Source organism: Klebsiella aerogenes (assembly GCA_029027985.1).
In the GTDB taxonomy this organism is placed as follows: domain Bacteria; phylum Pseudomonadota; class Gammaproteobacteria; order Enterobacterales; family Enterobacteriaceae; genus Klebsiella; species Klebsiella aerogenes_A.
Genome location: CP119076.1, coordinates 1,093,421 through 1,105,375 on the forward strand (window position 1 = coordinate 1,093,421; position 11,955 = coordinate 1,105,375).

Consider the following 11,955-nt stretch of genomic DNA (forward strand, 5'->3'; position numbering starts at 1 on the left):
TGCATCTGCTTCGGCCCGGCGATTGCGCCGGGCCGCTCTCCCGTCATCATGTCGACAACACTCTCTTTTTCCTTCGAGCATCGCGCGCTGGTGCCTTTTGCCCATGATTACGCCCATGGCGATAGCGAGCCGGTGCATCGCCACGATTGCGCGCAGCTGTTGCATATACTCAGCGGCGTGGTGCGGGTGGAAACGCCAGCCGGTTTCTGGGTGGTGCCGCCCGGACGCGGGGTCTGGCTACCGGCGGGGACGCCGCATGCTCTGCGGATAACCGGTCATGTGGCCGCGCGGACGCTATTTATCGATCCATTCGCCCGCGCCGATCTGCCTGCATCTTGTCAGATCGTGTAGATCTCACCGCTGCTGCGCGAGCTGATCGTCGCCTCGCTGACGCTGGCGGAACGCTACGATCCAGGCTCACGGGATGAACGTATCTATGAGCTGATCCTCGATGAAATTCGTGGGATGGCGGTACTGCCGTTTGGCTTGCCGGAACCGCACAGCGATGGCCTGCGGCGGTTATGTCAGCGGGTGCGCGAAGCGCCCGGCGAGCCGTGGGGCAGCCGCCAGGCGGCGCAGGCAAACGGGATGAGCGAGCGTACCCTGAACCGCCATTTTCAGCAGCAGACCAGCCTGACGTGGAGTGAATGGGTACGCCGGGCGAAGCTAATGGAAGCGCTGGTTCGCCTGGCGCAGGGACAATCGGTACTGCGGGTGGCGCTGGATCTTGGCTACGGCAGCCACAGCGCGTTTAGCGCCATGTTTCGCCGGGTGATGGGAACCGCCCCCAGCGACTATTTTCGCGCGCCGGATTAATCCTTCGCGCTGAGCGCATTGCACAGCGCCTGTAGTGAGGCGCGAGCGACATCATTATCAATTCCCACTCCCCAGCGGCTTTTGCCATCCGGAAAAATACAGCGGATATAGGCGACCGACCGGCTGTCGCTGCGCGCTCCGAGGGTATGTTCGTGATAATCCTTAATAACGAAGTGATGTTTGAGTAGCGCGCTCAGGCCGCTGGCGGCGGCGGATAACAGACCGTTGCCGCGGCTGTGTAGTCGGCGGGTCTCGCCATTCACCCGCAGCGTGGCATGCAGCGATAGCTCGCCATCCTGTTGGCCGTCGCTCTGGTAGTCTAGCAACACCAGCGCTGGCTGCGTCAGCAGGCCATAGCGGGTGCGGAACAGCTGCCATAGCGCATTATGGGTCATCTCTTTGCCATGGGCATCCGTTTCCTGCTGTACGTACTGGCTGAAGTCCTGTTGCAGCGTCCGCGGCAGCTTAAGGCCATGGTTCTGCTCAATCAGCCATGCGCTACCGCTTTTTCCTGACTGGCTGTTGACGCGGATCACCGCCTCATAGCTACAGCCTATATCCTGCGGGTCGATAGGCAAATAAGGCATTTGCCAGCGGTCGCCAGGTTTACGAGCATCAAAACCTTTTTTAATCGCATCCTGGTGCGAACCGGAAAACGCGGTGTAGGCCAGGCTGCCCGCCCACGGATGGCGTGGGTGTACCGGGAGCTGGTTGCAGTTTTCGACGATCTCTACCACCCGGTTCATTTGCGTAAAGCGCAGCCGTGGATCCACGCCCTGGCTGTAGAGGTTCATGGCCAGCGTCACCAGGCAAACGTTGCCGGTGCGCTCGCCGTTACCAAACAGGCACCCCTCAACGCGATCGGCGCCAGCCATCACCGCCAGTTCGGCGCTGGCGACGCCGGTACCGCGATCGTTGTGCGGATGCACGCTGATGCAGACATCGCGGCGGCGTGAGAAGTGGCGGCAGAAAGACTCAATTTGATCGGCGTAAACGTTAGGCGTGCTGACCTCGACGGTCGCCGGAAGATTAATAATCATTGGGCGCTCGGCGCAGGGTTGCCAGATTTCCGCCACCGCTTCACAGATTTCCAGCGCGAATTCGGGTTCGGTAAAGCAAAAAGTTTCTGGTGAATACTCATATTGCCAGTGGGTGCCGGGCTGCTGTTCGCACTGCTGGCGAATCAGCCGGGTGGCGCGAGTCGCCAGGGCGATCACCTCGGCCTTGTCCATACCGAACACCAGTTCACGAAACAGCGGCGCGGTGGCATTGTACAGATGTACGGTGGCGCGATGGGCGCCGCGCAGCGCGTCAAAGGTCCGCAGGATCAGTTCTTCCCGCGCTTGAGTCAGCACCTGGATGGTCACATCCTGAGGGATGCGTCGTTCTTCAATCAGCTGGCGCACAAAGTTGAAATCGGTTTGCGAGGCGGAAGGAAAAGCAACCTCTATCTCTTTAAAGCCGCACTCCAGCAGCAGCTCCCAAAACTGCAGCTTGCGTGGGCCGTCCATGGGTTCCGCCAGCGCCTGGTTGCCATCGCGCAAGTCAGTGGAGAGCCAGCGCGGCGCCTCGGTGATTTGCCGGTCAGGCCAGCGGCGGTCGGGCAATGCGATAGGCGGATAAGGGCGGTATTTTTCACCTGGATTGGTCAGCATGGTGTTCTCCTGTTGTCGGAGCTTTATCCTGCATGACAAAACGAAAGGGCGGCTTTAGCGAAATGGACAGAAGCTAGCGCGAACTGGACAACGTTGCGCGAATAAAAAAGGGATCCGCAGATCCCTTTGTGTTGATGTTTAGTGCGCGCCACCACCGCCACCGCCGGCGCTGAACGGCGGTTTGGCGAACCATACCAGGCTGAGCAACAGGATGAAGATGCCCGCTGATACCCAGAAGATTTCGTTGGCTGAGATAATCAGCCCCTGGTTGGTTATCTGCTGCGCTATCCAGCCGGAAGCCTGCTGCTGCGTCATCCCCAGTCCCTGCAGCTGATCGTACATCTGCTGGGCGTTAGGGTTGTATGGCGTCACCGATTCGGTGAGCTGCGCATGGTGCAGCGCCTCGCGGTTGGTCCACATGGTGGTGGTAATCGAGGTTCCGATAGAACCGGCAAGGGTTCGGGTAAAGTTCGACAAGCTCGATGCCGCCGCCAGCCGTTCCGGCGGCAGGCCGGAAAGGGTGATGGTGGTCAACGGCATGAAGAAGCAGGCCACCGCGAAGCCCTGAATAAACTGCGGCCAGGCCGAAGCGCCGAAATCCATGCCCGGTTCGAAGGTCCATGCGCGCCAGTAGAAGCAGACGGCATACATGATAAAGCTGAAAGTCACCAGCCGTCGCATATCGAGCTTATGGGCAAAGCGGCCAATAATCGGCGACAGAATGACCGGGATCACCCCGACCGGCGCCGAGGCTAAACCCGCCCAGGTGGCGGTGTAGCCGTATACCTCCTGCAGTAGCTGCGGCAGCAAGACGATAGCGCCGAAGTAGAGCATATAGGCCAGACTGATACACAAACAGCCGATGGTGAAGTTGCGCGACTTAAATAGCGACAGATCGACTATCGGGTTATCGTCGGTCAGCTCCCAGACGATCAGGAAGCTTATCGCCACTACCGCCACGATAGTCAGGATGATAATTTCATTGGAAGCAAACCAGTCGAGCTCTTTACCCCGGTCGAGCATGACCTGCAGGCTACCGATGCCAACCACCAGCAGAGCAAGACCCACGCCGTCGATGCGCCGCTGTTCGGTGCGGGTTTCGCGGTCGCGTAGGGTTTGCAGGGTCATGATCACCACCGCGACGCCAATCGGCACGTTGATGAAGAAGATCCAGCCCCAGTGGTAGTTATCGCTGATGTAACCGCCGAGAATCGGGCCGCAAATCGGCGCGACGATGACCGTCATCGACCACAGCGCCAGCGCGATAGATCGCTTCGCCGGCGGATAGTTGCTGAGCAGCAGACTCTGCGACAGCGGGATCAGCGGACCGGCGACAATCCCCTGAATCACGCGGAAGAAAATCAGCATCGTCAGGCTGTTTGACACCCCGCAGGCCCAGGAGGCGATGGCGAATGCCACCGTTGACCAGAGGAACAGTTTTACTTCGCCGACGCGCTTTGCCAGCCAGCCGGTGATCGGAATGGAGATAGCGTTCGCCACCCCGAACGAGGTGATGACCCAGGTCCCCTGGCTCAGCGACGAGCCAAGGTTGCCGGCGATGGTCGGAATGGCCACGTTGGCGATAGTGGAGTCCAGCACCTGCATGAAAGTCGCCAGCGACAGCGCAATGGTCATAATGACCAGCTGCGCGCCTTCGAGCGGTTTTTGCTGTTGCATTACGCTCACCCCGAATTATCCGGCGTTGGCCTGGATGATACCGTCGATCAGTTTATTCACTGGCTCAAGGCCGATTTCACGGGCATTACTTTCGTAAACCGGCGAGTTACGCACCTGGTTTGCCAGCATTTCGCCGTCGCGATTGCTGGTGTTGACTTCTACCAGCGTCGACAGGCCGATCCGCAACGGATGCTCCGCCAGCTGCTTCGCATCCAGCTCGATACGCACCGGCAGACGCTGAACCACTTTGATCCAGTTACCGGTGGCGTTCTGCGCCGGCAGCAGCGAGAAGGCGCTACCGGTACCCATATCCAGGCCGACCACTTTACCGGTGTACTTCACATCATCGCCGTAGATATCGCTGATGACCGTCGCCGGTTGGCCGATACGCATATGCGCAAGCTGGGTTTCTTTAAAGTTGGCGTCAACCCACAGGTTGGTGGCCGGAACCACGGCCATCAGCGGCGTGGTCGTGCCAATCTGCGCGCCAGGCTGCACGGAACGGCGAGAAACGTAACCGCTAATCGGGCTGACGATTTGCGTACGCTGCAGCGCCAGCCAGGCGTTGCGTACTTCGGTCGCCGCCTGCAGAACCGCTGGCTGCTGTTCCAGTTTGGTGCCCAGTACGATCGCCTGGTTGGCATTGTATTGCTGGATCGCGACGTCAAGCTCAGCCTGAGCGCTGGCGACGGTGTCGCGAGCGTGCTGCAGCTCTTCGCGGCCGATCAGGTTTGCGGCGCCCAGCGGGATGCGGCGATTAAGGTCGGTTTGCGCCTGCGAAAGCGCGGTTTTTTTGACCTCGATGTTCGCCTGCAGCTGCTTGCTGTTGATCATCTGCTGGCGAGTCTGGCGCACGCTTGCCGCCAGCTGAGTTTTGGCTTTCTCAAATGCCTGTTGGGTATCGGTCTGGTCGAGAGTGACCAGCGGATCGCCCTGTTGCACGAAGTCGGTGTTGTCGGCCCAGACCTTGGTGACGCTGCCTGATACCTGCGCCATGATCTGTACCTGGTTCCCTGCGACGTAAGCGTCATCAGTCTCTTCATAATGACGCAAGACCAAAAACCAATAAATGCCGTAGGCCACGGCCACAATAACAAAGAGCAAGGTCAGGAGCAGAAGGGCGCCTTTACGTTTCCCTTTCTTGCTACCCGGTTGCTGCGGGGTTTGGCTCTCCGCATTTTCGCTCATCTGGTTCTCCACGATTTTACATTCTTATTATTTCACATCGGCTGAGCCGACCTGTTTATCAGAAAGGCCAGCAGAAAATCTGCTGGCCTGACTTTATTCCTTGCAACTCAAAATGTAAGGCGGCTCCGCGCTTAGCGCAGGGAGCCCGCCAGCGCGCCTTCTTCTTCCATCTGGTCGAGGCGGCCGAGCAGTTTGCGGGTGATGTGTTCCAGCTGGTCTTTTTCCGCGGTGCTTAAGGAGGACCACAGCTGATGCAGACAGTTGTGCTGCGGAGGTAGCACCTCGCGCAAGAATTGATGACCTTTTTCAGTCAACTGCAGATGCAGGCAGCGACGATCGTTATCGCTTTCGCGACGCTCGATCCAGCCGCGTTTTTCCAGTTCGTCGGCGATACGGGTTGCGTTAGTGCGTGACGACCCCAGCGCGCAGCTCAGTTCAGAGGGCTGAATGCTGTGATTTTCCTGAGACTCAAGCGTGATCAGCGCCATAAATAATGTCTCGTTAATCCCTTGCGCTTTCAGCATTTTGTTACGGTTTTCCAGCAACTTGCCCTGCATGTGCATACAGAGACGAGTAAGGAGAATCTCCTGGAAAGGGAAATCTTCATGGCGGCTGGCGCGGAATTTGAGCATCTGCTCAATGGGAGTAAACGAACTATCCATTTGGGTATAACCTCATTAATTACAGCCGATATAATAACTATTGTGACAAATAAAGCAAATGAATTATTGGTCACTATTAATACTTAAAACCTATATCAAAGAGCCGATCTTCCATGCCAGACCATAGGCCAATGCGCTGAGCAGCGTAGGGATAATAATGCTGCGTGTCTTCCAGAAGCTCAGGCCAAGCACGGCGAAACCGACCAATGTCGGCGCGAGTCTGCGGCCATCGGCGAGGATTTCCGGTACGCTTGAGACGACCAGCAGCGCGCAAATCGAGGCAATGCCGATGGTATCGAGCAGAATGTTTATCGGCCCGCGCTGCGCCGTGCGGGCGGCGTTTTCCCGCAGGCGTAACGGCAAATAGCGGAACAGGTAGTTTACGCCGCCGACCAGCACGCCGAGGATTAACACATTAGCGTCCATTCATCTTCCCCTGCAGATGGGTCTGAATCAATGCGGTCAGGCATCCACAGACAATACCGGCAAGAATGGCCGCCGGGATGGAAATTAGGATTATTCCGGCCAGTGCGCCCGCTAGCGCTGCGGTGACGCTGAGTGATTGTTTGCGCTGGAATGACGCCAGCAGAAAACTCATAAATAATGCCGGCAACATAAAGCCGAGCGCCGCTTCCACCGCCGGGTAATGGGTTAACAGACCGTTGCCGGACCAGGCGCCGATCAGCGTGCCGAATACCCAGGAACCCCAGGAGGTGAAGGCGATGCCGAGCATCCAGTTTTCGCTCCAACGGCGGTTGTCGCGTACCAGCTTCGCGGTGGCCGCCGCGAAAACTTCATCGGTGAGGCCGAAAGCCCATAGTGCGGTCTTTCTTTTATTGAGCGCGCGGTGAATGCGGCTACGTAAAGAGGGGCCGTACAGCACGTGACGAACGTCCATCGCCATCACGGTGAGCGCCGCGACCCATAATGAGCTACCGGCGGCAAGCATGGCGGTGATGACGAACTGGCTGGCGCCAGCGTAGATGATGCAGGAGAAAAACAGGCTTTCCAGCGGCGTAAAACCGAGGCGAGTAGCGTTAAGACCGAAAGCAAAGGCGACAGGAATATAACTAATCACTATCGGCAGGCTGTCTTTGATACCTTCGGCGATTGAGGCGTCGCGGGTAAGGGGCGCTTGGGTCAGCGAGGCAGGATTTTCCATATCGGCGACTTATTAATAACCCAGGTGAATATTACACATTGAAAGATGAGTTCACCTTATCAGAGAGCAGCGCGCCTTCACAATCGCTAAAAATCAGATATCAAAATATATGCATTATTTATGAATATTCATCCATCCTGGTTTTCAGGAACGGTGAGCCAAAAAAGCCCCCGGAACGGCGAAGCGAACCGGGGGCGTCTTTTATTTCTGCGCAGCCAGCGCTTCTTTTACCCAACCGTCGAACAGCTGCTGGTGGGCTTTGATCCAGCCGTCAACGTGGCCGTTGATGTCGGCTTCCGAGGCGTGGCCTTCATGCATCATCGCGTTCTCGGCGTTGATATCGGCAATCGGCAGCTTCATCAGGCTAAACAGCTTCGCCGCCGCCGGGTTTTTCTCCGCCCAGGCTTTGTTGGCGACAATATGCATAGTGTTCACCGGGAAGCCGTAGTTGACGCCATTCGGCAGTTTGGTATCGATATCCTTCTGCTCGCCCGGCAGCGAAGAGAACGGTACCTGCAGCCAGACCACATCTTTACCCGGCTTCAGCACATCGCTGACCCAGTACGGCGTCCAGGTGTAGTAAAGAATCGGTTTGCCTTCTTTATAACGAGCGATGGTGTCGGCCATCATCGCCGCGTAGTTCCCCTGGTTGTGGACGACCTTATTGTTCAGGCCATAGGCGTCAATCTGGTGGTTGATGACCGCCTCGCAGCCCCAGCCTGGCGTACAGCCGGTGAGGTCTGCTTTGCCATCGCCGTTGGTATCGAACAGTTTGGCGATTTTCGGGTCTTTCAACTGGTCGATTGATTTGATGTGGTACTGATCGGCGGTTTTCTTGTCGATCAGGTAGCCCTGCGCCGCGCCGCTCACATAGACGCCTTCACGATAGAATTTTTTATCGCCGCCCGCCGCGGTGTACATGTCGTCGTGCAGCGGTTTCCAGTTGGTGGCGATAAAGGTGGTATCGCCAGCGGCGATAGAGGTGTAGGCAACGTTGTAGTCGACTTCACTCGGCTTCTCGACGGTATAGCCCAGCTTTTCCAGCGCGCGGCTGACCAGCAGCGTCTGGAAGGTTTCTTCGGAAATGGTGCTCTGCGCCGGTTTCACGGTGATGCCTTTGCCCGGCAGATCGGCGGCAAATGCGCTGGTGGTGACAAGGGCGGTAAACGCTGTGGCAAGGAGAGTAGTATGTCGCATCGGTGTTCCTTCTCTTATTTACAGAAAGGGCGGGTAATCAGCCCCAGAGGTCCGGTGGTGTACCAGCGGCGGTTGCCGCGGCTGCGGGAATCACGGCCGACGGCCTGCGTCAGGCGGTCGAGGATTATCGCGAGGATAACGATCCCGACCCCGCCGACGCTTGCCAGACCCATATCAAGGCGGCCGATGCCGCGCAGAACCATCTGGCCGAGACCGCCGACAGCGATCATCGAGGCGATCACCACCATCGACAGGGCCAGCATCAGCGTCTGGTTGACCCCGGCCATGATGGTTGGCATCGCCAGCGGCAGCTGTACTTTAAACAGCAGCTGGCGCGGACTGGCGCCGAACGAGCGTGAGGCTTCAATCAGATCTTCCGGTACCTGGTTAATGCCGAGGATCGTCAGGCGGACTATAGGCGGTAGGGCGAAGATAATGGTCACCACTACGCCGGGTACATTGCCGATCCCAAACAGCATGACAATCGGCACCAGGTAGACGAACGCCGGGGTGGTCTGCATCGCATCGAGTAACGGACGGATGATTTTCGCCGCCCGTGGACTGCGCGCCAGCCAGATCCCCAGCGGTAGGCCGATGATCATACAGAACAGCAGGGCGGTAAGAACCAGCGCGAGGGTGACCATCGCCTGCGACCAGGCGCCGATCGCGCCAATCGCCACCAGCGATACCAGAGTAGCGACGCCCATGCCGACGCTGGAGATCTGCCAGGCAATCAGCGCGAAGAGGATAATCGCTACCGGCGCCGGCATGCCCAGCAGCAGCTGCTGGAAGGCGCTGAGAATATAATCCACCGGCACGCGGATCCCCTGGAACAGCGGACGGAAGTGCAGCACGATCCAGTCAATAGCGTGCGTGACCCAGCTATCGAGCGGGATCAGCGTTTTATGGAACGGATCCATGATGTTGAAATGCTCCGGCTGCGGCGCGGGCGCGCTGTTCAGCCAGTCGGCGCCACCGCCGTCTGCGGGGGCGGGCGTTGGGTTGCCCCAGGCGTCGGCGGGCTGCGCCGCGCTATCCGCCGATGATGCGGTGTCCCATGGGTTAGATTGATCAGCCATTGTTTGCCCCCTCGCGATCTAAAGCCTGTAGCAGCATGCGTTTTGAAATAATGCCGAGATACTGGTGCCCTTCATCCACCACCGGGACCGCGCAGGGCGCCTGACCGACGTGGGAGAGCAGGTCGCTGAGCGGCGTTTGCGCCTCCACCGCCTGCGGGGCGTCAATTAACGCCGCGTCGAGTCCCTGATTTTCGCTGAGCGCGCTTTTCAGAGAATCGATGGAGACAATACCGACAAATTTATTCCCGCGTTCAATGACGTAACCATATTCACGGTCTTCATCTTGCAATAATTTCAGCGCCGAACGTGGGCCGAAACCGGGGGTTTTACGAATCAGGCCAACCGGGCTACGGCGGGCAATATCTTTGGCGCTAAATACCTGACTAATATCGACGCCGCGGAAGAAGGTGCGAACATAATCATTGGCCGGATTATTCAGAATTTCATCCGGGGTGCCAATTTGCACCACTTCGCCATTTTGCATAATGGCAATACGATCGCCAATACGCATGGCTTCGTCGAGATCGTGGGAAATAAAGACAACGGTACGTTGATGCTTCGCCTGTAATTTGGTGAGTTCATCCTGCATTTCGGTGCGAATTAATGGATCGAGCGCCGAGAAGGCTTCATCCATGAGCAGAATATCCGGATTAATCGCCAGCGCGCGGGCCAGACCGACGCGCTGACGCATCCCGCCGGAGAGTTCATCGGGATAGGCGTGGGCGTAGTTTTCCAGGCCCACCTGACGCAGGGCATCCAGCGCTTTCTTTTGCCGTTCATCGGCAGAAACGCCAGCCAGCTCCATACCGAACGCGGTGTTGTTCAACACGTTCATATGCGGCATCAGGGCGAATGACTGGAAAACCATCGCAATCTTTTTCCTGCGCACCTCGCGGAGCTCGGCTTCTGAGATTTGGGCGATATCTACGCCGTCAATCAGCACCTGTCCGCGGGTGGGTTCAATCAGGCGATTGAGAAGGCGAACCATGGTAGATTTTCCTGAACCGGAGAGTCCCATGATGACGAATATCTCGCCTTCTTCAATGGCCAGACTGGCGTCTTTAACGCCAAGCGATAGCCCCGTTTTTTCCAGTAATTGCTCTTTCGTCAGTCCTTTTTCAATATATTTGAACGCGCGTTGCGGATGCTCGCCAAATATCTTATAGAGATTCTTGATTTCTAATTTAATTGCCATGCAATAAATAGTTTCCTGTCTTTAATTATATCGATATCGTACCTGGTGAAGATTATTACCTTTTTACACCCTAACATACTGAGATTCTGTGACAACCCTCGATGTGAATGGCTGGCGGAAATCTGAATAGGTGCATCCGGCTGAGTTGCCCATGATATAAGGGCTGAGCCGGAATGAGGGGTGAGTAATATTTTTTGATTATGCCGGAATAATTTCGAGTGAAATCATACTAATTTATGAAAATATGACGGGGAGATGACGTGGAAATAATTGAGGCGTTAATTGTGTGATAATAGTAAATAATGTGAAATAGATCACCAGGGAATATACGGCTATATTCCCTGTGATTCACAAGGTTAAAAGTCCCAATCGTCGTCGGCGGTTTCTTCCGTTTTGCCCATTACATATGAAGAGCCAGAGCCGGAGAAAAAGTCGTGGTTTTCATCGGCGTTAGGGGACAGCGCCGCCAGAATCGCCGGGTTGACGGCGGCCATTTCCGCCGGAAACAGCGCCTCGTAACCAAGGTTCATCAGCGCCTTATTGGCGTTATAACAGAGGAAGGCGTTGACATCATCAAACCACGGACTGTCGGCATACAGTTCGCGGGTATAGGCCAGCTCGTTATCGTAGAGATCCATCAGCAAATCAAAGGCGAAATTCTTCAACTCTTCGCGTTTAGCGGCGCTGACGATTTCCAGCCCTTTTTGGTATTTGTAGCCGATGTAATAGCCATGTACCGCTTCATCGCGAATGATCAGGCGAATCAAATCGGCGGTGTTGGTGAGCTTGCCGCGGCTGGAAAAATACATCGGCAGCCAGAAGCCCGAATAGAAGAGGAAAGATTCGAGGAACACGCTGGCGATTTTTTTCTTCAGCGGTTCATCGGCCTGATAATAGCCCAGCATCAGCTGCGCCTTGCGTTGCAGCGGCGCATTTTCTTCGCTCCAGGCATAGGCGGCATCAACAGCTTTGCTCTGGCACAGGGTTGAGAAAATCGAGCTATACGAGCGGGCATGTACCGCCTCCATAAAGCTGACGTTCGACAGCACCGCCTCTTCGTGCGGGGTAAGGGCGTCAGCCATCAGCGCCGGAGCGCCGACGGTATTCTGAATAGTGTCGAGCAGCGTCAATCCGGTAAAGACGCGGATAGTCAACTGCTGCTCCTGTGGCGACAAGGTCTGCCAGATGGGAATGTCGTTCGACAGCGGCACCTTTTCCGGCAGCCAGAAGTTGCTGGTCAGGCGATTCCACACTTCCAGATCCTTGTCGTCCTCGATGTTATTCCAGTTAATGGCGCTGATGCGCGATAAATGGGTCATCCTGT

At 56.8% G+C, this 11,955-nt stretch carries 10 protein-coding genes and 1 pseudogene; 1 reads left to right on the forward strand and 10 read right to left on the reverse strand.

Annotated elements, in window-relative coordinates; all coding sequences use genetic code 11:
* The first annotated feature begins 48 nt into the window (after nt 1–48).
* Nucleotides 49–816: pseudogene (locus PYR66_05285) on the forward strand (helix-turn-helix transcriptional regulator).
* On the opposite strand, the gene leuA reads toward PYR66_05285, so the two are convergent.
* From leuA to nrdF, 10 genes are all read right to left on the reverse strand, one after another.
* Complete coding sequence (gene leuA / locus PYR66_05290) at nt 813–2,471, reverse strand: 2-isopropylmalate synthase (protein WEF29142.1); 1,659 nt, start codon at nt 2,469–2,471, stop codon at nt 813–815. The pseudogene PYR66_05285 and the gene leuA sit on opposite strands and share 4 nt — an antisense overlap.
* Before the next feature lie 138 nt (nt 2,472–2,609).
* Entirely contained in the window at nt 2,610–4,148 is a 1,539-nt protein-coding gene (gene emrB, locus PYR66_05295; protein ID WEF29143.1) for a multidrug efflux MFS transporter permease subunit EmrB, read from the reverse strand.
* 15 nt (nt 4,149–4,163) lie between these two features.
* Nucleotides 4,164–5,336, reverse strand: coding sequence for a multidrug efflux MFS transporter periplasmic adaptor subunit EmrA (gene emrA, locus PYR66_05300; GenBank protein WEF29144.1), 1,173 nt, complete (start codon nt 5,334–5,336; stop codon nt 4,164–4,166).
* 131 nt (nt 5,337–5,467) lie between these two features.
* A complete protein-coding gene (mprA, locus tag PYR66_05305; protein WEF29145.1) occupies nt 5,468–5,998 on the reverse strand; it encodes a transcriptional repressor MprA in 531 nt (176 codons plus the stop codon).
* Between the two features lie 90 nt (nt 5,999–6,088).
* A complete protein-coding gene (gene ygaH / locus PYR66_05310) occupies nt 6,089–6,424 on the reverse strand; it encodes an L-valine transporter subunit YgaH (GenBank protein ID WEF29146.1) in 336 nt (111 codons plus the stop codon).
* On the reverse strand, nt 6,414–7,160 hold the full coding sequence (locus PYR66_05315; protein WEF29147.1) for an AzlC family ABC transporter permease: 747 nt from the start codon (nt 7,158–7,160) through the stop codon (nt 6,414–6,416). The genes ygaH and PYR66_05315 overlap by 11 nt, the downstream gene beginning before the upstream one ends.
* Nucleotides 7,161–7,361: 201 nt before the next feature.
* Nucleotides 7,362–8,357: a glycine betaine/L-proline ABC transporter substrate-binding protein ProX gene (gene proX, locus PYR66_05320; GenBank protein ID WEF29148.1), complete on the reverse strand. Its 996-nt coding sequence runs from the start codon at nt 8,355–8,357 to the stop codon at nt 7,362–7,364.
* Between the two features lie 14 nt (nt 8,358–8,371).
* Entirely contained in the window at nt 8,372–9,436 is a 1,065-nt protein-coding gene (gene proW, locus PYR66_05325; GenBank protein WEF29149.1) for a glycine betaine/L-proline ABC transporter permease ProW, read from the reverse strand.
* A complete protein-coding gene (gene proV / locus PYR66_05330; protein WEF29150.1) occupies nt 9,429–10,631 on the reverse strand; it encodes a glycine betaine/L-proline ABC transporter ATP-binding protein ProV in 1,203 nt (400 codons plus the stop codon). Before proV ends, proW begins: the two co-directional genes overlap by 8 nt.
* Nucleotides 10,632–10,987: 356 nt before the next feature.
* Nucleotides 10,988–11,950: a class 1b ribonucleoside-diphosphate reductase subunit beta gene (nrdF, locus tag PYR66_05335; protein ID WEF29151.1), complete on the reverse strand. Its 963-nt coding sequence runs from the start codon at nt 11,948–11,950 to the stop codon at nt 10,988–10,990.
* Nucleotides 11,951–11,955: the final 5 nt, after the last annotated feature.

Bases quoted from the DNA above. Each gene is read 5' to 3' on its own strand.
- leuA (WEF29142.1), bottom strand. From the start codon at position 2,471: ATGCTGACCAATCCAGGTGAAAAATACCGCCCTTATCCGCCTATCGCA.
- emrB (WEF29143.1), bottom strand. From the start codon at position 4,148: ATGCAACAGCAAAAACCGCTCGAAGGCGCGCAGCTGGTCATTATGACC.
- emrA (WEF29144.1), bottom strand. From the start codon at position 5,336: ATGAGCGAAAATGCGGAGAGCCAAACCCCGCAGCAACCGGGTAGCAAG.
- mprA (WEF29145.1), bottom strand. From the start codon at position 5,998: ATGGATAGTTCGTTTACTCCCATTGAGCAGATGCTCAAATTCCGCGCC.
- ygaH (WEF29146.1), bottom strand. From the start codon at position 6,424: ATGGACGCTAATGTGTTAATCCTCGGCGTGCTGGTCGGCGGCGTAAAC.
- PYR66_05315 (WEF29147.1), bottom strand. From the start codon at position 7,160: ATGGAAAATCCTGCCTCGCTGACCCAAGCGCCCCTTACCCGCGACGCC.
- proX (WEF29148.1), bottom strand. From the start codon at position 8,357: ATGCGACATACTACTCTCCTTGCCACAGCGTTTACCGCCCTTGTCACC.
- proW (WEF29149.1), bottom strand. From the start codon at position 9,436: ATGGCTGATCAATCTAACCCATGGGACACCGCATCATCGGCGGATAGC.
- proV (WEF29150.1), bottom strand. From the start codon at position 10,631: ATGGCAATTAAATTAGAAATCAAGAATCTCTATAAGATATTTGGCGAG.
- nrdF (WEF29151.1), bottom strand. From the start codon at position 11,950: ATGACCCATTTATCGCGCATCAGCGCCATTAACTGGAATAACATCGAG.